Annotated in this window: 23 protein-coding genes; 17 read left to right on the top strand and 6 right to left on the bottom strand. The window is 53.1% G+C overall.

Features of this window, described 5'->3' with window-relative positions; genetic code table 11:
* The first annotated feature begins 2 nt into the window (after positions 1-2).
* The 6 genes from arnC to arnF are packed head-to-tail and all read left to right on the top strand — an operon-like array spanning position 3 to position 6,242.
* The gene (arnC, locus tag ACP3TC_RS15360) at positions 3-980 is read left to right on the top strand and encodes an undecaprenyl-phosphate 4-deoxy-4-formamido-L-arabinose transferase (RefSeq protein WP_313856359.1); all 978 of its coding nucleotides are present in this window, start codon (positions 3-5) and stop codon (positions 978-980) included.
* Complete coding sequence (gene arnA / locus ACP3TC_RS15355; protein WP_313856360.1) at positions 980-2,959, top strand: bifunctional UDP-4-amino-4-deoxy-L-arabinose formyltransferase/UDP-glucuronic acid oxidase ArnA; 1,980 nt, start codon at positions 980-982, stop codon at positions 2,957-2,959. The genes arnC and arnA overlap by 1 nt, the downstream gene beginning before the upstream one ends.
* Positions 2,959-3,852 (top strand): 4-deoxy-4-formamido-L-arabinose-phosphoundecaprenol deformylase, encoded by an 894-nt coding sequence (gene arnD, locus ACP3TC_RS15350; protein WP_313856361.1) that lies wholly within the window; start codon positions 2,959-2,961, stop codon positions 3,850-3,852. The genes arnA and arnD overlap by 1 nt, the downstream gene beginning before the upstream one ends.
* Positions 3,853-3,859: 7 nt before the next feature.
* Complete coding sequence (gene arnT / locus ACP3TC_RS15345; RefSeq protein WP_313856363.1) at positions 3,860-5,521, top strand: lipid IV(A) 4-amino-4-deoxy-L-arabinosyltransferase; 1,662 nt, start codon at positions 3,860-3,862, stop codon at positions 5,519-5,521.
* Positions 5,518-5,853, top strand: coding sequence for a 4-amino-4-deoxy-L-arabinose-phosphoundecaprenol flippase subunit ArnE (arnE, locus tag ACP3TC_RS15340; RefSeq protein WP_426816771.1), 336 nt, complete (start codon positions 5,518-5,520; stop codon positions 5,851-5,853). The genes arnT and arnE overlap by 4 nt, the downstream gene beginning before the upstream one ends.
* Positions 5,853-6,242, top strand: coding sequence for a 4-amino-4-deoxy-L-arabinose-phosphoundecaprenol flippase subunit ArnF (arnF, locus tag ACP3TC_RS15335; RefSeq protein ID WP_426818286.1), 390 nt, complete (start codon positions 5,853-5,855; stop codon positions 6,240-6,242). Before arnE ends, arnF begins: the two co-directional genes overlap by 1 nt.
* Here arnF and ACP3TC_RS15330 read toward each other — a convergent pair.
* Complete coding sequence (locus tag ACP3TC_RS15330; RefSeq protein ID WP_426816770.1) at positions 6,190-7,233, bottom strand: LacI family DNA-binding transcriptional regulator; 1,044 nt, start codon at positions 7,231-7,233, stop codon at positions 6,190-6,192. The two genes, arnF and ACP3TC_RS15330, sit on opposite strands and share 53 nt — an antisense overlap.
* A 305-nt stretch (positions 7,234-7,538) precedes the next feature.
* Between ACP3TC_RS15330 and ACP3TC_RS15325 the strand changes: the two genes are divergently transcribed.
* From ACP3TC_RS15325 to ACP3TC_RS15305, 5 genes are read left to right on the top strand one after another with little or no spacing between them, the layout of a single operon-like run.
* On the top strand, positions 7,539-7,856 hold the full coding sequence (locus ACP3TC_RS15325) for a PTS sugar transporter subunit IIB (RefSeq protein WP_313856366.1): 318 nt from the start codon (positions 7,539-7,541) through the stop codon (positions 7,854-7,856).
* A 2-nt stretch (positions 7,857-7,858) separates the two neighbouring features.
* Entirely contained in the window at positions 7,859-9,178 is a 1,320-nt protein-coding gene (locus ACP3TC_RS15320) for a PTS sugar transporter subunit IIC (RefSeq protein ID WP_313856367.1), read from the top strand.
* The gene (locus tag ACP3TC_RS15315) at positions 9,178-9,501 is read left to right on the top strand and encodes a PTS lactose/cellobiose transporter subunit IIA (protein ID WP_052899785.1); all 324 of its coding nucleotides are present in this window, start codon (positions 9,178-9,180) and stop codon (positions 9,499-9,501) included. The genes ACP3TC_RS15320 and ACP3TC_RS15315 overlap by 1 nt, the downstream gene beginning before the upstream one ends.
* A gap of 18 nt (positions 9,502-9,519) precedes the next feature.
* Positions 9,520-10,956, top strand: coding sequence for a glycoside hydrolase family 1 protein (locus ACP3TC_RS15310; protein WP_313856368.1), 1,437 nt, complete (start codon positions 9,520-9,522; stop codon positions 10,954-10,956).
* 51 nt (positions 10,957-11,007) lie between these two features.
* Complete coding sequence (locus tag ACP3TC_RS15305) at positions 11,008-12,450, top strand: 6-phospho-beta-glucosidase (protein ID WP_426816769.1); 1,443 nt, start codon at positions 11,008-11,010, stop codon at positions 12,448-12,450.
* A gap of 139 nt (positions 12,451-12,589) precedes the next feature.
* Here the strand turns inward: ACP3TC_RS15305 and ACP3TC_RS15300 are convergent, their stop codons facing one another.
* Positions 12,590-13,723 (bottom strand): iron-containing alcohol dehydrogenase, encoded by a 1,134-nt coding sequence (locus ACP3TC_RS15300; protein ID WP_426816768.1) that lies wholly within the window; start codon positions 13,721-13,723, stop codon positions 12,590-12,592.
* A gap of 316 nt (positions 13,724-14,039) precedes the next feature.
* Here ACP3TC_RS15300 and gntT point away from each other — a divergent pair, with 316 nt between their 5' ends.
* Entirely contained in the window at positions 14,040-15,356 is a 1,317-nt protein-coding gene (gene gntT, locus ACP3TC_RS15295; RefSeq protein WP_313856371.1) for a gluconate transporter, read from the top strand.
* A gap of 89 nt (positions 15,357-15,445) precedes the next feature.
* On the opposite strand, the gene ACP3TC_RS15290 is transcribed toward gntT, so the two are convergent.
* From ACP3TC_RS15290 to ygbI, 3 genes are all read right to left on the bottom strand, one after another.
* Entirely contained in the window at positions 15,446-16,021 is a 576-nt protein-coding gene (locus ACP3TC_RS15290) for a DUF1349 domain-containing protein (protein WP_313856373.1), read from the bottom strand.
* A gap of 63 nt (positions 16,022-16,084) precedes the next feature.
* The gene (locus ACP3TC_RS15285) at positions 16,085-16,330 is read right to left on the bottom strand and encodes a hypothetical protein (RefSeq protein WP_313856374.1); all 246 of its coding nucleotides are present in this window, start codon (positions 16,328-16,330) and stop codon (positions 16,085-16,087) included.
* Between the two features lie 157 nt (positions 16,331-16,487).
* Positions 16,488-17,249, bottom strand: coding sequence for a DNA-binding transcriptional repressor YgbI (gene ygbI, locus ACP3TC_RS15280; RefSeq protein WP_313856376.1), 762 nt, complete (start codon positions 17,247-17,249; stop codon positions 16,488-16,490).
* Positions 17,250-17,572: 323 nt separating this feature from the next.
* On the opposite strand from ygbI, the gene ltnD reads away from it, so the two are divergent.
* The 5 genes from ltnD (at position 17,573) to ACP3TC_RS15255 (ending at position 22,647) form a co-directional block, all read left to right on the top strand.
* A complete protein-coding gene (ltnD, locus tag ACP3TC_RS15275) occupies positions 17,573-18,487 on the top strand; it encodes an L-threonate dehydrogenase (protein ID WP_313856377.1) in 915 nt (304 codons plus the stop codon).
* Entirely contained in the window at positions 18,487-19,749 is a 1,263-nt protein-coding gene (gene otnK, locus ACP3TC_RS15270) for a 3-oxo-tetronate kinase (protein ID WP_426816767.1), read from the top strand. The genes ltnD and otnK overlap by 1 nt, the downstream gene beginning before the upstream one ends.
* Positions 19,746-20,369 carry an aldolase gene (locus ACP3TC_RS15265; protein WP_313856379.1) on the top strand — a complete coding sequence of 208 codons (624 nt, stop codon included), beginning with the start codon at positions 19,746-19,748 and terminating at the stop codon, positions 20,367-20,369. The genes otnK and ACP3TC_RS15265 overlap by 4 nt, the downstream gene beginning before the upstream one ends.
* A 2-nt stretch (positions 20,370-20,371) precedes the next feature.
* Positions 20,372-21,157 (top strand): HPr family phosphocarrier protein, encoded by a 786-nt coding sequence (locus ACP3TC_RS15260; protein WP_313856380.1) that lies wholly within the window; start codon positions 20,372-20,374, stop codon positions 21,155-21,157.
* 137 nt (positions 21,158-21,294) lie between these two features.
* Complete coding sequence (locus ACP3TC_RS15255; protein WP_313856381.1) at positions 21,295-22,647, top strand: GntP family transporter; 1,353 nt, start codon at positions 21,295-21,297, stop codon at positions 22,645-22,647.
* A gap of 283 nt (positions 22,648-22,930) precedes the next feature.
* Here ACP3TC_RS15255 and ACP3TC_RS15250 read toward each other — a convergent pair whose 3' ends face one another.
* Positions 22,931-23,119, bottom strand: coding sequence for an ECs_2282 family putative zinc-binding protein (locus ACP3TC_RS15250; protein ID WP_426818285.1), 189 nt, complete (start codon positions 23,117-23,119; stop codon positions 22,931-22,933).
* Positions 23,120-23,266 lie beyond the last annotated feature (147 nt).

The raw sequence follows: 23,266 nt of genomic DNA, 5'->3' as shown, positions 1-23,266 counted from the left end.
ACATGAATGAACAACCAATTAATAAAGTCTCGGTAGTGATCCCAGTCTTTAATGAGCAGGCGTGCCTGCCGGAATTAATCCGGCGCACCACTGCTGCCTGCGCCTTGCTGCCCATGGATTATGAAATTTTGCTGGTGGATGACGGCAGCAGTGATGATTCGGCAGAGATGATGGCGGCAGCGGCTGAACAGCCGGACAGCCATATCGTCGCGGTATTACTCAACCGTAACTATGGCCAGCATTCGGCGATTATGGCCGGTTTCAGCCACGTCAGCGGTGATTTAATTATTACGCTGGATGCCGATCTGCAAAACCCGCCGGAAGAGATTCCGCGTTTAGTCAGCGTGGCGGCAGAGGGTTATGACGTAGTCGGTACCGTGCGGCAAAACCGCCAGGACAGCTGGTTCCGTAAACGCGCGTCGCGCATGATCAATCATCTGATTCAACGCACTACCGGTAAAGCGATGGGCGACTACGGATGCATGCTGCGCGCTTACCGCCGTCATATTATTGAGGCAATGCTGCATTGCCACGAGCGCAGCACCTTTATTCCGATTCTGGCGAACACCTTTGCCCGTCGGGCGATTGAAATTCCGGTTAAACATGCCGAGCGCGAGTTTGGCGACTCAAAATACAGCTTTATGAAGCTGATTAATTTGATGTACGACCTGATCACCTGCCTGACCACTACGCCACTGCGAATGCTGAGCGTATTTGGCAGCGCGATTGCATTATTTGGCTTTGCCATTTCGTTGCTGCTGATCGTACTGCGGCTGTTTTTTGGACCGCAGTGGGCGGCAGAAGGCGTATTTATGCTGTTCGCCATTCTGTTTATTTTTATTGGCGCGCAGTTCGTCGGCATGGGCTTACTCGGTGAATATATTGGACGTATCTATAACGACGTCCGTGCCCGCCCGCGTTATTTCATCCAGCGCGTAGTTAAACACTCACCATCTTCTTCTGCACAGGACAATCAATAATGAAAGCCGTCGTCTTTGCTTATCACGATATGGGGTGCGTTGGTATCAATGCGCTGGTCAACGCGGGTTATGACATTACCGCTATCTATACGCATGCTGATGCGGTGGGTGAGAATCAGTTTTTTGCCTCGGTAGCGCGCACCGCTGCTGAGCAGGGTATTCCGGTATTTGCACCAGAAGATATTAATCATCCGCTGTGGGTAGACCGGATTAAAAGCAGCGAGCCTGAGGTTATCTTCTCTTTTTACTATCGCAATATGCTGTGTGACGAGATTATTAACTGTGCGAAGCAGGGGGCTTTTAATCTTCACGGCTCCTTGCTGCCTGACTACCGCGGACGTGCACCGCTTAACTGGGCGCTGGTCAACGGCGAAACAGAAACTGGCGTCACGCTGCATCGCATGGTTGCGCGTGCTGATGCCGGGGCGATTGTTGCCCAACAGCGGGTAGCAATCAGCGCGGAAGATAATGCCCGCACCCTGCATGGCAAACTTAATCAGACCGCCGCCGACCTGTTAAGCGATATTCTGCCGCGGATTTTAACCGGTGATTTCACTGAACAGCCGCAGGACAACAGTAAAGCACGCTATTTTGGCCGCAGAACGCCGGAAGATGGCCGTGTTCAATGGGATCAACCCGCAGCGGTGATCCACAATCTGGTGCGTGCGGTGACCGATCCCTGGCCTGGGGCATTCAGCTATGTCGGAGCCAGTAAATTTACCCTCTGGAAAACTCGCGTACACAGCGAGATGCCAGCGGCAAAACCCGGTACTGTGCTGTCGACGCAGCCACTGATTATCGCCTGTGGCAGTGAAGCACTGGAAGTGCTGACCGGCCAGAGCGAAAACGGCGTGTATATGCAGGGGTCGCAGCTGGCCCAGACGCTGGGCCTGGTTCCCGGCGCATTATTAAACAACCTGCCGCACGCCGCAGTTAAACGCCGCACCCGGGTATTAATTCTTGGTGTGAATGGCTTTATTGGTAATCACCTGACCGAACGTTTGTTGCAGGATGATAACTTCGAAATTTTTGGCCTTGATATCAGCTCGGATGCCATCAGCCGTTTTATGACTAACCCGCGTTTCCATTTTGTCGAAGGGGATATCAGTATTCACTCCGAGTGGATTGAATATCACATTAAAAAATGTGATGTGATTCTGCCGCTGGTGGCAATTGCCACACCGATTGAATATACCCGTAATCCGCTGCGAGTATTCGAACTGGATTTCGAAGAGAACCTGAAAATTATCCGCGACTGTGTGAAATACAAAAAACGGATAATCTTCCCGTCAACCTCGGAAGTGTATGGCATGTGTAGCGACCCGGTATTTGATGAGGATCACTCGAATCTGATCGTCGGGCCAATCAATAAACAGCGCTGGATCTATTCGGTATCGAAACAGTTGCTGGATCGCGTGCTGTGGGCTTACGGCGAGAAAGAGGGACTGCGCTTCACCCTGTTCCGACCTTTCAACTGGATGGGGCCACGACTGGATAACCTGAATGCGGCGCGTATCGGCAGCTCAAGGGCGATTACCCAGCTGATTCTGAACCTGGTGGAAGGCTCGCCGATTAAACTGATCGATGGCGGCCAGCAGAAACGCTGCTTTACCGACATCGCTGACGGCGTTGAGGCACTGTTCCGCATTATTGAAAATAAAAACAATAATTGCGACGGTCAGATTATCAATATTGGTAATCCGGAAAATGAAGCCAGTATCAAACAGCTGGCAGAGCAGCTGCTGGCGAGTTTTGAGCGTCATCCGCTGCGCGATCAGTTCCCGCCGTTTGCTGGCTTCCGCGAAGTGGAAAGCAGCAGTTATTACGGTAAGGGCTACCAGGATGTTGAGCACCGCAAGCCCAGCATTCGCAACGCGCGTCGCCTGCTGAACTGGACGCCAGAAGTTGGAATGGAAAAAACCATTGATGACACGCTGGATTTCTTCCTGAAAACCGTTGACCCGGTGGAAGGGAGTTAATGAAAAAAGTCGGTTTGCGGATTGATGTTGATACCTGGCGCGGAACGCGCGACGGCGTTCCTGCCTTACTGGAAATGCTTAGCGCGCACCACACCACAGCAACATTTTTCTTTAGTGTCGGGCCGGACAACATGGGGCGCCATCTTTGGCGCCTGCTGAAACCGAAATTCTTCTGGAAGATGCTGCGCTCCAATGCCGCCTCGCTGTACGGCTGGGATATTTTGCTGGCGGGCACCGCGTGGCCGGGGCGTAATATTGGTCAGGGGTTGCCGGAGGTGATTCGCGCGGCCGCTGAGCAGCATGAAGTTGGCCTGCACGCCTGGGACCACTTCGCCTGGCAAACCTGGGCCGGAGTCTGGTCAGAGCAACAACTCAGCCAGCAGATAGACCGTGGGTATCAGGCACTATGTGAGATTACCGGTGACGCCGTCAGCTGTTCAGCGGTCGCTGGCTGGCGTGCCGATCAGCGGGTAATCGAAGCCAAAGAGGCTTTTGCTTTTCACTATAACAGCGACTGCCGCGGCAGCGCGCCTTTCCGACCACGGCTGGCGGATGGATCGCTGGGCACGGTACAGATCCCGGTGACGCTGCCAACCTGGGATGAAGTGATTGGTAGTGAAGTGACGGCCGAAAACTATAACGCCTTTATTATTGATAAAATTAACCAGCATCGCGGAACGCCGGTGTATACCATCCATGCTGAAGTTGAAGGGATTGCGATGCGTCAGTTGTTTGCCGAGCTTTTAACCATGGCGGAGCAGCAGGGGATTCAATTTTGTCCACTCAGCGAGTTACTTCCTGCGGATACCTCTACGTTGCCGACCGGCAAAGTGGTGCGCGGGTCGCTGCATGGCAGGGAAGGATGGCTGGGATGCGAGCAATTATCAGAGTGAAGACAAGATGAAAATGTTAAAAAATGGCTGGCTTCTGCTGGTGCTTTTTTCATTGTATTACCTGATCCCTATTGAGTTTCGTAGCCTGTGGCAGCCGGATGAAACACGCTACGCTGAAATCAGTCGCGAAATGTTGGCCAGCGGCGACTGGGTCGTGCCGCATTTTTTTGACCTGCGTTATTTCGAAAAGCCGGTCGCAGGTTACTGGATTAATAATCTCGGCCAATGGCTGTTTGGCGCCAGTAATTTTGGCGTGCGTTTCGGCTCGGTATTTTCAGTCACGCTGACGGCATTAATGGTTTACTGGCTGAGCTGGAAAATGTGGCGCGACAGTAAAACTTCACTGATGGCCGCGATCATTTTCCTCAGCTGCTTTTTAGTCTATGCCATTGGCAGCTATGCGGTGTTGGATCCGATGATCACCCTGTGGCTGGCGGCGGCGATGTGCAGTTTCTGGCTGGCGGTTGAAGCGAAGAGCACCGGTAAAAAAGTGCTGGCCTGGATATTGCTGGGACTGGCCTGCGGCATGGGCTTTATGACCAAAGGTTTTCTGGCGCTGGCGGTTCCGGTGATTGGCGTTCTGCCGTGGGTGATTCAGCAAAAGCGCTGGAAAGAGCTGCTGCTGTTCGGACCGCTGGCGATACTTAGTGCGCTGCTGATTACCCTGCCGTGGGCACTGGCGATAGCCCGGCGCGAGCCTGATTTCTGGCACTATTTCTTCTGGGTCGAACATATTCAGCGTTTTGCCGAGGACAATGCGCAGCATAAAGCGCCATTCTGGTATTACTTGCCGGTACTGCTGGCCGGAACACTGCCGTGGCTGGCGCTGCTACCCGGCGCGCTGCGGCGCAGCTGGCAGCAGCGGCAGCAAGATAGCGGCAGCCTCTATTTACTGGGATGGTTTATTATGCCGCTGCTGTTTTTCAGCGTAGCAAAAGGCAAGTTGCCAACCTATATTCTGCCCTGCTTTGCGCCGCTGGCGATTTTAATGGCGCGCCATGCAATGCAGCTGGTTGCCACGGGTAGCGCGGTACTGCGCACCAATGGCTGGATTAATATGCTGTTTGGCCTGATCTGCGCGCTGGTGGTGCTGTTGGTGCTGGCCCCGTGGAGCGTTACGCGGCATCCACTGTACGCCACCAGTGAACTACTGAAGGTAATACTGGCCGCCAGTGCTTTTGTATTCTGGGCACTGGTGGGGGCGTTCACGCTGAAAAACCCTGAGCGACGCTGGCCGGCAGCGGTACTTTGTCCTCTGGGGATTGCACTGCTGGTCGGTGCAGTGATTCCGCAACAGGTTGAGGATTCGAAGCAGCCGCAGGCCTTTATTCAAGCCGTACGTCAGAATATCAGCGACAGCCGCTTTATTCTGGCTGACAGTCCCGGCGTGGCTGCGGGCATTGCCTGGGAACTGAAGCGCAGTGATATCGATTTCTTTGAGGAAGCCGGAGAACTGAAATATGGCCTGCAGTATGCGGATGCGCGCCACCGTCTGGTCGATGGCCCCGAATTCGCTGACTGGCTGGCAATTCATCGCCGTCAGGGAAAAGTCTCGTTGATCTTGTTACTGGCAAGAGGTGAAGACGAAACCAGTAATACGCTGCCTGCGGCTGACTATATTTATCAACAAGGGCGATTCATCTTGTATCAATATAATCAGCAACCATGAATATCCTGCTGATTGCCATTGCCAGCCTGCTCAGTTGTGCAGGCCAGCTTTGTCAGAAACAGGCCACTCACCGCCGCGGCGTGGTGCGATATAAACGGCATATGCTGTTATGGCTGAGCCTCAGTGTGCTGCTGCTGGGTAGCGCAATGCTGGTGTGGCTGTGGGTATTACAGCAGGTGCCGGTTAGCGTCGCCTATCCGATGCTTAGCCTGAATTTTATTGTTATCGCCCTTGCCGCGCGCTGGTTGTGGCAGGAGCGCATCAGCCTGCGTCACGCCCTGGGGATTATGCTGATTGTCGCCGGAGTAATGGTATTGGGAATTTACGCATGATTGGCTATCTGTGGGCGGCACTCAGTATTTTGTTGGTGAGCGCAGCACAGCTCAGTATGAAATGGGCGATGCTGAACTTGCCGCCCGCCAGCGACCTGCAGGCGTTTTTTTACGCCTTAATGGCCGTCACCCCCGGGGCAATTGCGCTGCTCGCCGGGCTGAGCGCCTATGGATTCTCAATGTTGTGCTGGGTGGTGGCGCTGCACTATATCAGCCTGAGCCGCGCATATCCGCTGCTCAGTCTGAGTTATATTCTGGTGTGGTTAGCCGCGCTGTTTTTACCTGGTCTGAATGAACCTTTTTACTGGGGGACGCTGGGCGGTGTGGTGTTGATTGTCAGCGGCCTGCTGGTGATCTGCTGGCCTGAGCGCGGTCGGAAAACGGAATAACCGACTCACGTAACATCAGCTTGCCTCTGAACGGCGTCTGCGGAACATTTGCTTTGCCGTCGAGTAAATTGAGCAGCCGGTTCAGCGTCTCTTTGATCATCTCCGCCACCGGCACATGCACGGTAGTTAAAGTCGGAATAAAGAACGAAGCGGTCGGCGTATCGTCGAAACCCAGCAGGGAAATCTGCTGCGGTACGCTGATTCCCGCCTGATGAAAGGCTCTGGCAGCGCCAATCGCCATATCGTCATTACCGGCAACCAGAGCCGAAAAGTCGACGCCGCGCGCCAGCAACTGCTGTGCGGCCAGTCTTCCACTCTCGGGCGTCCATGCTCCCTCGATCACTCGCGCCGCTTCAAACTCAATATTGTGTGCTGCCAGCGCCTGCTGATAACCGGCATAGCGGCTTTCGCTGGTTGGTGAACCGCTGATGCCGCGAATAAAGGCGATCTGACGGTGGCCCTGTGTAATCAGATGGCTGACCGCCTCCAGGCTATCCTGTTGATGCGCGGCAAACACACAGTTATCCGGGTGGCGGCTGAGCTGGCGGTTAACCACCATAATCGGCTGCGGATGCTGTTCAATAATCGCATCCAGCTCCGCCGGATTGAGAAAGCGCGGATAGATAATGATTGCGTCACAGCGCAGATCGAGTAAAAACTGGATCGCCTGACGTTCCTCTTCCGCGCTGTGCTTACCATCGGCCAGAATCAGCTGACGACCATGCTGCTCAGTCAGCGTGGCGGTTTGAAACAGCAGTTCGCTGAAGTAGGGGCCATGGTACAGCGTGTTGGTTACCACCAGACCGATACTTTGCGATTTACGCGTCGCCAGATTACGCGCCAGCAGATTGGGCCGATAGCCGGTCTCTTCAATCGCCTTAAATACCCGATCCCTGGTGGTTTTGCTGACATAGCTATTGCCGGCAAGCACGCGTGAAACCGTCGCCTTAGAGACGCCAGCCTTTTTCGCCACATCTAGCATCGTCGTCATACTGGATTCCTGAACATGAAAACTCCGGGCGCAGTTTAACGTATTGCGATTTTATCTGCAGCAGCTAACGTTGCGGCGCAATAATACGGTTAATTTTGCAGGCGGTTATGCTCGTGGTTTAATAATGTCTGAAACAAGTAATAGTTCGAAATTAAAATATATTCAATTATTATTTCATTGCGTTTTTTATAAGCTTTGCTGCCCACTGCGATCCGAATCACAAAATGTGAAAAGTAATATGAAACCGGTTGCAGATTGTTGCTTGATTTGTCTAAATCAGGTTAAACAACAGGCGGGAGATAGCGATGAAAAAAATTTTACTGTGCTGTGCCGGCGGGATGTCTACCAGTATGCTGGTGCAAAGAATGGAAAAAGAAGCGAAAGAACAAGGAATTGACGTAGAGTTACTGGCGGTTGGCTTTGATGACTTTGCCAGCCAGATTGATGCATGGGACTGCTGCCTGTTGGGGCCGCAAATAAAATATAAATTAGCGGATTTTCAGGCGATTGCTGCGGAGAAGCATAAGCCGGTGGCGGTCATTAATACCATGGATTACGGTATGATGAACGGTAAAAAGGTATTGAATGATGCACTGGCGTTGATCACCCCACGCGGAGAATAATAATGGGCGCATTCAGTGAATCATTATTTGGCATTATTGAAAATCGTATCAGTCCGGTAGCGGCACGGTTGTCAAATCAACGACACGTAACGGCAATTAAGGACGGATTTATTTCGTCGATGCCGTTTCTGATTGTCGGCTCTTTTATGCTGCTGTTTGCCCATCCGCCTTTTAGCGCCGACAGCCAGTGGGCGATTGCCAAGTGGTGGCTGGGGATGGTGGCCAGCTATTCTGAGCAAATCATGATGCCGTTCAATATGACCATGGGCATTATGGCGGTGTATATCGCCGCGGCTATCTCTTATAACCTGGCGCTAAGCTATAAAATGAATGGTTTTATGGCTGCCTGCCTGTCACTGATGTCATTTCTGGTCGTGGCCGCACCGCACACCAATGGCGCACTGCCGGTCGGATCGTTGGGCGGCGAGGGTATTTTTACCGCTATTCTGGTGGCGCTTTACAGCACTGAATTAATGCACTTCCTGCAAAAACATAATATTGGCATCAAATTGCCGGAGCAGGTGCCACCGAAGATCCGCCAGTCGTTCGATCTGCTGATTCCGATTCTGGCGATCTTTCTGACGCTGTTCCCGCTAAGCCTGTTTATTCAGCATGAGTTTGGCATGCTGCTGCCACAGGCGATTATGGCAATCTTTGCACCGATTATCTCGGCCTCGGACTCGCTGCCGGCGGTTCTGATTGCGGTGTTGCTTTGCCATTTGCTGTGGTTCGCTGGTATTCATGGCGCGGTGATTGTCGGCGGTATTTTGCAGGCGTTCTGGCTGACCAACCTCGGCATCAATCAGCAGGAGCTGAATGCCGGTCAACCGATTACCCAAATCTTTATTGAGCCGTTCTGGCAGTTCTTTATTGTGGTCGGCGGTTCCGGCTCCACCATGGGTCTGGTATTCCTCTATTTGCGCAGCCGCGCACCGCACCTGCGCTCGATTGGTAAGCTGGGGCTGGTGCCGAGCATGTTTAATATCAACGAGCCGATTATTTTTGGTTCGCCGGTGGTGATGAACCCGTTGCTGTTTATTCCCTTTGTCACCGCGCCGCTGGTCAATGCCATCATTGCCTGGGTCGCCACGCGAACCGATTTAGTTAACCACGTTATTTCGCTGGCACCCTGGACCACGCCGGGGCCGATAGGTGCTGCCTGGTCAACCGGCTGGGATTATCGCGCGATAATTCTGGTGGCGGTACTGATTGGCGTATCGACCCTGATTTATTACCCGTTCTTCAAAATGTATGAGCGCCAGCTGCTGGCCCAAGCCGAAGCGGAAGAGAAACAGAATTTACAAACTGCGGAGAGCCATTAATGGAACTTGATGAAACCACGGTAATGGAGCTGATTATTCATGCCGGTGAAGCGCGCTCGTTATCGATGGAAGCGCTACGCGCAGCACGGAAACACGACTGGGCGACAGCCGATCAACATCTGACGGCGGCCTCGGCGGCGGCGCGTGAAGCGCATAAGATCCAGACCGCGCTGATCGGGGCTGATGAAGGCTGCGGCAAGATCCCGGTGAATTTAATTCTGGTTCATGCGCAGGATCATCTAATGAACGCCATGCTGTGTCGCGAGCTGGCAGAAGAGATTATCGTGCTGCACCGTGAAATTGCCGCACTTAAATCTGCTTAATTTCAGGAGAGTTAAACGATGAAACATCAGCAGTTAACCCCGTTTCCTGAAGGATTTTTATGGGGAGCATCGACCTCAGCTTATCAGGTTGAAGGCGCATGGAATGAAGACGGTAAAGGGCCATCGGTGATCGATAAAGCCCGTTTTAGCGACAGCATTACCGATTTTACCGTGACCAGCGATCACTATCATCGTTTTCAGCAGGATGTGGCACTGTTTGCCGAGCTTGGGCTGAAAACCTATCGCTTTTCAATTGCCTGGAGCCGCCTGTTTCCACAGGGCAGCGGTGAGCTGAATGCTGAAGGCGCGGCGTTTTACCATCGGCTGATCGATGCACTGCGTCAGCATGATATTGAACCGCTGGTCACGCTGTACCATTTTGATCTGCCGTGGGCGCTGCAGGAAAAGGGCGGCTGGTCCGATCCGGCGACCATTGACGCCTTCGAGCATTTTGCCAAAACCGCGTTTGAATTATATGGCGATCGCGTCAATTACTGGCTGACGATCAACGAACAGAACATGATGATCCTGAAAGGGGATGTTATCGGCACGCTGCCACCGGGCACGCCAGACCCACAAAAAACGCTGTATCAGCAGAATCACCATATGATGCTGGCGCAGGCCAAAGCGATGATTGCCTGTCACCAGATGCTGCCGCAGGCGAAAATTGGCCCGGCACCGAATATTTCCTGCGTTTATCCGGCCAGCCCGCGTCCGGAAGATGTGCTGGCGGCCAATAATTTCACGTCGATACGTAACTGGCTGTATCTCGATCTGGCCTGTTATGGACGCTATAACGCCGTGGCCTGGAGCTTTATGGCGGAGAAGGGCTATCTGCCGACCATTACCGACGCCGAGATGGCTATTCTGCGCGCCGGGAAACCGGACTTTATCGCCTTTAACTATTATGCCTCAGCCACGGTGGGAGCCGGGCTGCCAGCAGACAGCGACGAAGATGCCGCTGCTCAGTTAGTCGATCAGCAGCTGGCGGGCATCGATGAAACCGTGTATGTCGGTACCGAAAACCGTTATCTGAAGAAAAATCAGTTTAACTGGTATATCGATCCGGTAGGTTTTCGCATTACCGCCCGTGAAATTTACGATCGTTATCATCTGCCACTGATTGTGACGGAAAATGGCCTCGGTGCATTTGACGAGCTGGCTGCGGGCAATAAAATCCATGACGACTACCGGATTGCCTATCTCAGTGAACATATTCAGCAGCTGCAGCTGGCGATCTCCGATGGCGTCGATCTGTTTGGCTACTGCCCGTGGTCGGCCATCGATCTGGTCAGTACGCATCAGGGCATTCGCAAACGTTATGGCTTTATTTATGTTAATCGCGACGAACATGATCTGAAAGATTTAGCGCGCTTTAAGAAGAAAAGTTTTGCCTGGTATCAACGCGTAATCCGCAGCAACGGGCAGAATCTTGATAGCGCAGTGGATTATTAACCACGCTGGCCGTGCGCCAGCGAATTTATCTGTTTTTGAAAAGGATATGACATGTCTGAACAACAATTACCGAAAGACTTTCTGTGGGGCGGCGCGGTAGCGGCGCATCAGGTTGAAGGTGGTTGGGATCAAGGTGGCAAGGGCGTCAGTATTTGTGATGTTCTTTCCGGCGGCGCACACGGTGTTGATCGGGTGATTACTGACGGCGTTCAGCCAGGCTATAGCTATCCAAATCACCAGGCGGTCGATTTTTACTCGAACTATAAGCAGGATATCGCGCTGTTCGCTGAAATGGGGTTTAAGTGTTTTCGTACCTCAATTGCCTGGACGCGTATTTTTCCCAATGGCGACGAGCAACAGCCGAATGAGGCTGGATTACAGTTTTACGACGACCTGTTTGATGAGCTGCTGAAGCATAATATTGAGCCGGTAATTACGCTGTCGCATTTTGAGATGCCGTATCACCTGGTGAAAGAGTATGGCGGCTGGCTGAACCGCAAAGTGGTTGATTTCTTTGTGCGCTACAGCGAAGTGGTGATGAAGCGTTATCAGTCAAAAGTGAAATACTGGATGACGTTTAACGAAATCAATAATCAGCGTAACTGGCAGTATCCGCTGTTTGGCTACTGCTGTTCCGGCGTGGTGTTTACCGACCAGCCAAATCCTGAGCTGGCGATGTATCAGACGCTGCATCACCAGTTTGTTGCCAGTGCCAAAGTGGTCAAACTGGGTCATCAGATCAATCCTGAGTTTAAAATTGGCTGCATGCTGGCGCTGGTGCCGCTTTATCCGTGGTCCTGCAATCCGGATGATGTGATGTTTGCTCAGGAAGCGATGCGTGAGCGTCATTTGTTCGGCGACGTTCAGCTGCGCGGTTATTATCCGTCTTATATCCTCAGCGAGTGGGCGCGTAAAGGCTACCAGATTGAGATGGAGGCGGACGATCGTCAAATCCTCAGCGAAGGCTGCGCTGACTACCTCGGTTTCAGCTACTACATGAGTAACGCGGTGCAGTATGCGGCGAGAGATAACGCCAGTGGCGATGCGATTGCCGGTTTTAATGGCAGCGTGAAGAATCCACACGTTAAGGCGTCAGAGTGGGGCTGGCAGATTGACCCGGTTGGCCTGCGTTATACTCTGAATGCATTCTATGAGCGCTATCAGAAGCCGATGTTTATTGTGGAAAATGGTTTTGGCGCGGTGGATCGCGTTGAGGCCGACGGCAGCATCAACGATGATTACCGCATCGCTTATTTACAGGCGCATATTGAGCAGATGAAAAAAGCGGTGACTGAAGACGGTGTCGATTTGATGGGTTATACGCCGTGGGGCTGCATCGACTGCGTCTCCTTTACCACCGGGCAGTACAGCAAGCGCTACGGCTTTATTTATGTCGATAAACATGATGACGGTACGGGCACGCTGGCACGTTCCCGCAAGAAAAGTTTCGACTGGTATAAAGCAGTGATCGCCAGCAACGGCCAGCAACTGTGATTTAACCTCTGAGCCTGCGGCAAATCTTGACTTGGGCGGCGAGAACGGCTCTCCTGGATTGTAGGGGAGCCGTTTTCAGCTCCCGCCCTGAAGCGATGTCGGGTGCAAAACCCCGGTTCGGGCGGTGAGAACGCCGCTGCTACGGGTAGGCCTGCTGCAGCATCCAGTACTGTTGCTCGCGTGAATAGTCAACCAGCGAGTTTTTACTGTTGGAACGCGCCAGAATCCACTGCCGTTCCTCTTCACTTAACGGCTGTGGCGTTTGCCAGAATGGCGTTATCGCCTGAGCTTTGATCCACTCCGCCAGCAGGAGTGCCGGGCTGTCACTGACTTTATCAAACAGTTTGCTCGCCAGTTCTGTCATCAGTTGCTGCTGCTGTGGATGTTGACTGTTATGTAGCAGAGTCAGAAATGGCAATAGCAGGCGACCGCAGACTTCACCGTGATGATAATCCTTAATGGCTCCCAACTCACCGGCAATGCCATGAATTACGCCGAGTCCCGCCATACTCAGGCTCAGTCCGCCGAGCCACGAAGCCATCATCATCTGCTCACGTGCATCGTCACCCAGGCGATCGTCGCGATTAAGTGCCGGCCAGCCGTTGATAAACGCCTGCATACCGCTGATGGCGGTCTGGCGGCTAAACGCATTTCCTTTGGCCGACAGATAAGCTTCAAATAAATGGGTGAAGGCATCAATCGCGCAGCAGGCCAGTACCTGGTCCGGTGCACCTTTCAGCAGCAGCGGATCAAGAATCGCAACCTGCGGTACAAAATTGGGGTGGCGTAGCGAGGCTTTTACTTTGATCGTCGCTTTATCGGTCACCACCGCATTTTGCGTCACTTCACTGCCGGTGCCGGCAGTGGTCGGGATGGCAATCAACGGCAGCGTATTTGCACTAAGTTTGCTGTCGCCGACTTTTTCCAGATAGCGCAAAGTCGGTAGCGGATGTTCACTCAGTGCGGCAAAGGCTTTGGCGGCATCCAGTACGCTGCCGCCGCCAATCGCGACGACCCGTGACACCTTGCCGCGCCAGCGCGCGACCCAGCAATCAATCTCATCAGGTGAGGCTTCATGGCTGACGATTTCATGGCCGAGCAGTAACCCATCCAGTGGTTGCTTAATGCTGGCGTAAGCCGCGCCCTGCAAAAAGGAGCGTCCGCAAAACAACAGGGTAGGCAGTGGGGAAGCCTCAAGCAGCGGTATTAGCTCTCGCAGACTTCCGTTACCGAAAAAGGTCTGCCGGTTGGAAATCATCTGACTGATATTCATCGGTTCTCTCAACTTTTTCTTATCACAGGTAAGCCGACAGTTTACCTGTGATGGCCAGGCCGGGAATGAAAAATCGGTTAATGACCTTATTTCAAAACTTTGATCATGCTCCCAAAATGGTAATTCAGCCTGCGTCAGGGATTACTGTGAGCGGATGTTACCGCTAACATGTTATCGGTAACAGGCCGGATGCGCCTGATGTATGACCTGAAAATCCACCCAATCCTGCCTGATACGGTCAGGCCGGTGATTGGGAATAATGATAAATATGCGGCTATCAACCTGCTGATAATCTGCATGCACCGGAGAAGAATTTATGCCATTAGTCATCGTTGCGATCGGGGTAGCATTACTGCTGCTGCTGATGATTCGCTTCAAACTGAATGGATTTATCGCGCTGATTCTGGTCGCCCTGGCGGTCGGTATTATGCAGGGTATGCCCGTTGATAAAGTGATCGGCTCAATTAAAGCCGGCGTTGGTGGCACCTTAGGGAGCCTGGCGCTGATTATGGGCTTCGGTGCCATGCTGGGTAAGCTGCTGGCAGATTGCGGTGGCGCTCAGCGTATTGCCACCACGCTGATCGATAAGTTTGGTGAAAAACATATTCAGTGGGCGGTGGTACTGACCGGTTTTACCGTTGGTTTCGCGCTGTTTTATGAGGTGGGCTTTGTCCTGCTGCTGCCGCTGGTGTTCTCCATCGCCGCTTCTGCCCGCGTGCCGTTACTGTATGTCGGTGTACCGATGGCAGCTGCGCTGTCTGTCACTCACGGTTTTCTGCCACCGCATCCTGGCCCAACCGCGATTGCCACGCTGTTTAACGCCGATATGGGTAAAACCCTGCTGTTTGGCACCCTGCTGGCTATTCCGACGGTAATACTGGCCGGCCCGGTTTATGCGCGCTTCCTGAAAGGTATCGATAAACCGATTCCAAAAGGGCTGTATAACCCGAAAACCTTTACCGAAGCGGAGATGCCTGGCTTTGGCGTCAGCGTCTGGACTTCACTGGTGCCGGTGATTCTGATGGCACTGCGTGCGGTGGCTGAAATGGTGCTGCCAAAAGGCCATGTGATTCTGCCTTACGCCGAGTTTTTAGGTGATCCGATTATGGCGACGCTGATCGCCGTGCTGATCGCTATCTTTACCTTTGGTCTCAATCGCGGTCGCAGTATCGATGAAGTGATGGGCACCATCAGTGATTCGATTAAGATCATCGCGATGATGCTGCTGATTATCGGTGGCGGCGGGGCGTTTAAACAAGTGCTGGTGGACAGTGGCGTCGACACCTACATTGCCAACATGATGCATGCCAGCAACCTGTCGCCGATTCTGATGGCATGGACGATTGCAGCGGTGCTGCGTATTGCGCTCGGTTCAGCTACCGTTGCGGCCATCACCGCCGGGGGGATTGTTGCCCCGTTGATTATTACCAGCGGCGCCAGCCCGGAGCTGATGGTGATTGCGGTCGGTTCCGGTAGCGTGATTTTCTCTCACGTTAATGACCCAGGTTTCTGGCTGTTTAAGGAGTACTTTAATCTGACGATTGGCGAGACTATTCGTTCATGGTCAGTGCTGGAGACGATTATTTCGGTGTGTGGACTGGTGGGCTGTCTGCTGCTGTCGAATGTGATTTAATCGGCCGTTCAACTGTTAGCCGTGTCGTCAGTTTATTGCCAGACGCCGCCCCTGAGACAGAAATAACACCGGGGCGGCGTTTTTTCATTTTAGCTTAAATCATGCAGATCCAAATCCAGCGCTGGCGTCAGATTGATCTCGCTAAATATCACGCTCAGACCCGCGCGCTCCGGAGTGCAGCACATTACGCCAATGCGGTAGTGGCTGGCTTGCGGGAAGCGGCATAACCTCAGTAGCGGCCAGCTGATGCCATCCGCAGAATATTGCAGCCGCAAACAGCCATTTTTTAAAGTGATTCGCATCCAGAACTGTGCGGCATCAGCGGGAAACACCCCGGTTGCCCAGTCAGAGTGCCCAACAGTTAATACGCTGCCCATCATCGGTTGGCCATCGCTAAATTCAATGCCGGATTTAAGCCACTGCTGTTCATCAATGGCGATCATAATTCCAGCCTGATCGTACAGTGCGGAGAACTCCGCATTGACCTTAACCTGAAAGGTAAAATCCTCGCTAACCTCACGGTAATAAAAGTGGCCCGAGTGGCGGGTAAAGCCATACCAGGTTTCTCGCCAGAAATCACTGTTATCGGCCGTGACAACATGCAGTGAATCGTCATTAACCGACCATTGCGGCGGTTCGTTGAGCCAGTTGAAATCGTTATGCATCAGATCCTCTGTAAGCTGCAGAAAACATCCGGGCCACACTGCGGCGGCCCGAAAATAACAGGCTTAATGCGGCTGTTCAAAGCCCGCTTTCACCATTTGTTCGCGTAGCTGTCTGGTGATATCACGATTGCCACCGGTTAGCGGATAGATGACATTGTTAATCACATCATCCAGGTAGTGCTCATCAAAATCTTGCATGGTGAGAGGAGTACCGCCTTCATCATTAATCGCAATGGTGCCGCGGATATGATTGCCCACATCGCGAGCCTTTAAACTGTACCTGCCCATACGGGTATTAATCGTGCTCATCTTATCTCCTTGTTACCTGCTGATTTGAACTTATAACAAGTGAGGGCATTAAACGGCCCAGGCCAACGTGATTAAGTTTAGTTGCTCAGACAAGGAACGGCGAAGCGGCAGCAGGGAAGAGACGGCAGTCTCGTGATCGCGCTCGCAATATTCTTTTTCAGCGAGCCACAATCAGCTCCGGCGCGGCTGATGCCAGCGTTTGCTGCGCACTGGAAGGCAGTTTGCTGTCGGTGATTATCGCATCAAAATTATCCAGTGGAAGCGCCAGGAAGGTCGCAATTTTATTGTATTTTGAGCTGTCGCTCAGCAATACGCGCTTGCTGCTGACTTCGGCGACCATCCGCTTCACCATCACTTTATCTTCATCCGGCGTAAAAATGCCGCGCTGTCCCCAGCAGGACGCTGAGATAAAGGCGATATCAATTGACAGGTTTTGCAGTGCGCGCGCCGCTGCCTCGCCAACGCAGGAGCGGTTTTCACGACATAAGCTACCGCCAGTGTGAATCATCCGGCATTGGGTGGACTCAATAATAAAATTGGCGATCACAAAGTCATTGGTGACGATTAACAGATCGTCACGACCAGCCAGTTCACGCGCCAGTGCCAGCGTGGTGGTTCCGGCATCCAGATAGATACAGCTATTGCGTGGAATATGTTGTGCGGCGCTCTGGCCGATAACGAATTTTTCCTCACTGAACATGGCGGTTTTGTCCAGGTGCGAAGGCTCTGCCGCCAGTCGCTCTGTAGAGCGCACCCCGCCGGAGACTGACAGCAGTGCACCTTGCTCCTCCAGCTTCTGCACGTCACGCCGGATGGTCATATGGGAAACCCCCAGGCGCTCTGTCAGCTCATTAATGCTAATGACGCCGCGCTCTGCTATCAGCGCTAAAATTTGTTGATGACGTTGTACCGGGATCATGACTACTCCTTTCTGACAGACCCTGACCTGTTATTTTCAGTATAGCGCTGGCGTTGCGGCGTTTTTATCATTTTTTCACATTCTGGCGCATTCATTTGGCAGCCGATCAAAAATTCATCACCAGCGAGGTACCTGGTATACAAATTAACTCATTGTTTTTAATCATAAGTTATTCATATACCCGCCTTGCTCTTGTTAATTAGTGTTAAAACCCGCCGTGGTGGACGTTAATAATTGTGAGATTCATCACGTGAAAGCCGCCGCAGAGTGCTTATACTTAACACAACAAAACAAATTATCACCAAAATTAACACGAGGAAGTTATGGCACAGACATCAGCATTTAACGTCGGCGTGATTGGCCTGGGTTCAATGGGCATGGGGGCGGCGCAGTCCTGCATTAAGGCTGGTCTGAATACCTTTGGCGTCGACCTCAATCCGCAGGCGCTGGAAACGCTGCGTCAAAGCGGCGCACAGGCTGCTGAAAGCAGTGCTGATGCCTTTGCCAGCCAGCTGGACGCGGTGCTGCTGCTGGTGGTCAATGCGCAGCAGGTGAAAGGCATCCTGTTTGGTGAGCGCGGCATCGCCAGCAAACTGAAAGCTGGCACGGTAGTGATGGTCTCTTCAACCATCTCCTCGCAGGATGCTCAGTTGATTGAGCAGCAGCTGGCGCAGCATCAACTGCTGATGCTGGATGCGCCGGTATCGGGTGGAGCCGCCAAAGCCGCGCTGGGCGAAATGACGGTGATGGCTTCCGGCAGCGATCGGGCCTTTGCCATCCTGCAACCGGTGCTGGATGCGGTGGCCAGCAAGGTCTATCGCATCGGCAGTGAAATAGGCCTCGGTTCTACCGTCAAAATTATCCATCAGCTGCTGGCCGGCGTGCATATTGCCGCCGGAGCGGAAGCGATGGCGCTGGCGGCGCGTGCCGGTATCCCACTGGATACCATGTATGACGTGGTAACCAATGCGGCAGGTAACTCGTGGATGTTTGAAAACCGCATGCGCCACGTGGTGGATGGCGACTACTCGCCCAAGTCTGCGGTGGATATTTTTGTAAAAGATCTGGGTCTGGTGGCGGACACCGCAAAAGCGCTGCACTTCCCATTACCGCTGGCCTCAACGGCGTTCAATATGTTTACTTCTGCCAGTAACGCCGGCTTTGGCAAGCAGGATGACAGCGCGGTAATCAAAATTTTTAGCGGCATTACGCTGCCGGAAAAGAAGGAGCAACCATAATGCGCCTGGGTGTGATTGCCGACGACTTTACCGGTGCCACGGATATCGCCAGTTTTCTGGTACAAAACGGCATGTCGACGGTACAGCTGAATGGCGTGCCGTTGGGCGATGAGCGTTTTGGCACCGACGCGATTGTGGTCAGCCTGAAATCGCGATCCTGTCCGTCAGAGCAGGCGGTCAGTGATTCACTGGCGGCGCTGCGCTGGCTGCAACAGCAGGGCTGCGAGCGCTTTTATTTCAAATATTGCTCCACCTTTGACAGCACCGCTCAGGGAAATATTGGCCCGGTCACCGATGCGCTGCTGGATGCGCTGGATGAACCGCAAACCATTATCTCACCGGCGCTACCGGTTAACGGTCGTACCGTTTATCAGGGCTACCTGTTTGTGATGGATACGCTGCTGTCCGAGTCCGGCATGCGCCATCATCCGGTGACGCCAATGACCGACAGCAACCTGATGCGTCTGATGGAAAGTCAGGCGCGGGGAAAAGCCGGGCTGATTGCCAGCGCGGTGATTGATCAGGGGCCAGAGGCAGTACAGGCGCGGCTGGCTGCGCTGAAAGCCGAAGCGGTGCGCTATGTGGTGCTGGATGCGCTGAATGAACAGCATCTGCTCACTCAGGGAGCGGCGCTGAAGGAGATGAAGCTGGTGACCGGTGGTTCCGGTCTGGCGATTGGCCTGGCGCGGCAGCTGGCTTCTGGCGGCGGCGATCGGCAACAAGCCGAAGCGGCGGGGGCACCACAGGGCGAGCGCGCGGTCGTGATTTCAGGATCCTGCTCGACGATGACCAATCGACAGGTAGCGGTCTATCGCCAGCAGGCTCCGGCTAAAGTGGTCGAGGTTGAGCGCTGCCTTGACGATTCGCAAGGTTATGCCTTGCAGCTGTCTGACTGGGTAGAGCAGAACGCCGACGGCGAGCTGGCGCCGCTGCTATTTGCCACTTCGGATGCGCAGCAGTTGCAACAGATTCAGTCGCAGTACGGCGCTGCACGCAGTAGCGAGGCGGTAGAGCACTGTTTCGCCGCCGTCGTGCGTGAGCTGAAGGCGCGAGGTTTCCAGCGCTTTATTGTCGCGGGCGGCGAAACGTCCGGGGTGGTGGCGCAGACGCTGGGCGTCAGTGCATTTCATATCGGTCCGGCGATTTCGCCGGGAGTACCCTGGGTGCGGGATACCGGGCAGCCACTCTCGCTGGCGCTGAAGTCTGGCAACTTTGGTGATGAGAATTTCTTTGCCCGCGCACAAACGGAGTTTCCACGATGACCGAACAACAAGCTCGCGAAGAGATGGTAAAACTGGGCGCATCTTTCTTCCAGCGTGGCTATGCCACCGGTTCAGCCGGAAATCTGTCGATGCTGCTGGAGGATGGCAGCTTACTGGCGACGCCTACCGGCTCATGCCTCGGCGATCTTAATCCGGACACCCTGTCAAAAGTGACGCTGGAAGGGGAGTGGCTTTCCGGCGATAAACCGTCGAAAGAGATCAGTTTCCATCGGGCTATCTATCTGAACAAACCAGGATGTAAAGCGGTGGTGCACTTGCACAGCCTCTATCTGACCGCGCTGTCATGCCTGCAAGGGCTGGACAGTAAAAACTGCATTAAACCCTTTACGCCGTATGTGGTAATGCGCGTCGGTGATGTGCCGGTCGTGCCTTATTACCGCCCGGGCGATGCACGCCTCGGTGAGGATTTGGCCGAGCTGGCGCCGCACTACAACGCGTTTCTGCTGGCTAATCACGGACCGGTGGTCGTTGGCAAAAGTCTGCGTGAAGCGGCAGACAATACTGAAGAGCTGGAAGAGACAGCTCGTTTGATTTTCACCCTCGGCGATCGACCGATTCGTTATCTCAGCGATGATGAAGTGGCAGAGTTAAGGAGTTAATTATGCCAAAGTTTGCAGCCAATTTATCGACCATGTTTACCGAACTGCCGTTTCTCGAACGGTTTGATGCTGCGGCGGCAGCAGGATTTCAGGCGGTCGAGTTTCTGTTTCCCTATGACTATCCGGCTGAGGTATTAAAAAGTCGACTGCAACAAAATCAGTTGCAACTGGTGCTGTTTAATACCGCGCCAGGTAATGTGACAGCTGGTGAGTGGGGTGTGGCGGCCATTCCCGGACGTGAGCAGCAGGCGCAGCGTGATATCGACAATGCGCTGGAGTATGCCATTGCGCTTAACTGCCCGCAGGTGCATGTGATGGCGGCGACGCTGCCGGAAGGGGCCGATCGTGAAGCATACTGCCAGGCGTTTATTAACAATATGCGTTACGCCGCCGAGCGTTTCGCTCCACACAATATTCGCCTGCTGATTGAGGCGCTGAATCCAGTGACCAAGCCACATTATCTCTATGCCAGTCAGTATCAGACACTGGAGATGGTGAAACGCATTGACCGTGACAACGTGTTTACCCAACTCGATTTGTTCCATGCGCAGCTGGTCGACGGCAACCTGAGCCATTTAATCCGTCAGTACGCCGGATGCTATCAGCATATTCAGATCGCCTCGGCTCCGGATCGTCATGAACCGGATGAAGGCGAGATCAATTATCCGTGGCTGTTTCAGTTGCTGGATGAGGTCGGGTATTCCGGCTGGATTGGCTGCGAGTATTTTCCGCGTGGCGCGACGCTTGATGGACTTGGCTGGTTTGCCAACTGGCGTTCGCTGAAATAACGGCTGAAATCGTTATTGTGCCGGGCGCGCTGCCTCCGGCAGCAGACTTACTGTGCCAAAATTCTGTTATACACCTGGGAAGTATTAATTAAAACAAAGCCTTAAACATAATAACGCCCCACAATGAGGTTTTTACTATGTCTACCACCCTACTGTTAACCATTGCTGTTGTCAGCGTTATTTTGTTGCTGGTACTGGTAATAAAAGCGAAAGTTCATCCGTTTGTTGCTTTATTAATTTCCAGTCTGTTTGTCGCCATCAGTACCGGTATTCCGGCTAAACATATCATGGAAGTGATTATGTCTGGCATGGGCGGTTTGCTGGGGCATATCTCGATTATTATTGTGCTGGGTGCAATGCTGGGAGCGATTATTGAAGCCTCCGGCGGCGCAGACTCTCTGGCCGCGCGTTTTACCCGTAATATGGGGATAAAACGCTCGGTGGCGGCATTGACGCTGGTGGCGTTTATTCTCGGTCTGCCGGTATTTTTTGAAGTCGGCTTTATTATTGTTGTTCCGCTAATTTATGGTTTTGCCAAAGTCGCACGCGTCTCACCGTTAAAATATGGTTTGCCGATGGCAGGCGTAATGTTACTGGTGCACGTTTCGATTCCGACGCATCCCGGTGCGGCAGCAGCGGCAGGATTACTGAATGCGGATATTGGCTGGGTAATGATGCTGGGAATTGCCATCTCGATACCGGCGGCAATATTTGGTTATTACGTGGCAAAGCTGATGAACCGTAAAAATTATCATTTGTCGGTCGAAGTGCTGGAGCAGCTACAACTGGCGGACAAGGATAAAAAGTCGCATGCTGAGGCTCAGCCACCGGGGGCGTTGCTGATCTCGGCGCTGATTGTGATTCCGGTATTACTGATTATGCTCGGTACGTTACTGACGCCGTGGTTGCCAGAAACCGGCGTGTTACACGGTGTGGTTGCGCTGATCAGCACGCCTGCAATTGCTCTGCTTATTGCCTTGCTGCTGGCGGCGTGGTTACTTGGTCTTCGGGGGGGATGGGGTAAAGATAAACTGGATACCGTGGTGACCAGCGCGATTCCTGGCGCGGCTGGCGTGCTACTGGTGGCTGGTGCCGGCGGCGCGTTTGGCAAAGTGCTGGTTGAGTCAGGAGTGGGCAAGGCGCTGGCTTTACTACTGGAGAGTATTCATCTGCCGATTATACCGGCGGCATTTGTGCTGTCGCTGGCGCTGCGCGCCTCGCAAGGCTCGGCGACGGTGGCTATCGTCACCACCTGTGGCCTGTTAGGTAGTGCAGTCGCTGACTTGCAGGGAATGCAGCTGGTGCTGGTGGCCTTATCAGCCTGCTTTGGCGCGCTCGGGTTATCACATGTCAATGATGCCGGGTTCTGGGTGGTCACACGCTATCTTGGGCTGTCAGTTGCCGATGGACTGCGCACCTGGACGGTTCTGACCACGGTCATGGGGCTGGCGGGATTCGCCTTTGTCTGGCTCGGCTGGCTGATGTTGTAAAACGAGAACACCCCCCCTCACCGACGCGGATGTGGCTTAAGTAGGGGATTCGGCGGGCAAAAAAATGTCCATTTCCGACAATATCCGAATCTTCTTCTATACTTAAGTCACTACGAAACGTGGTTTTTATCTCTTTTATTGGCGAGGAAAATGGAATGAAAATTATTCTCTGGATTATCGCAATTATCTTTATCGTCGGCCTGCTGACGCTGACCGGCGTATTCAAACTGATTTTTTAATCTTGTCTGGCTGTCGCTGCGGTTTGCGGCGGCAGTCTGCTATCTCAACCTGTCTTACGCTGACCGATCAAGCATTTGATAATCGGATCCATTGGCGTCAGTGGGAGCAAATCCTTTAGGGTTAGCGGTTTGTTACAGTTCGCGCAGACTGCGCCGTGATGCTCTGTAGGATTTTCTCCTTTGGAGGTATAAACAAACTTTTTACTTCCACACGAAGTACATCTCACTTTCATGACCATTTCACTTATCCTTGTCTGCTGAGATGAGATTTATCTTATCAAAAATTAATAAGAAATCGATAAATTAAGTTTATCTAAGTTTGATACCCGTACGAAATAGATATTCGCCTGAATTTCCATAATATTTTTGGTTGCTCTGGC

Source organism: Winslowiella sp. 2C04, from assembly GCF_050037805.1.
GTDB lineage: Bacteria > Pseudomonadota > Gammaproteobacteria > Enterobacterales > Enterobacteriaceae > Erwinia > Erwinia toletana_A.
The sequence above is the reverse complement of the archived record's forward strand: the minus strand, read 5'-3'. Positions and strand labels throughout refer to the sequence as shown.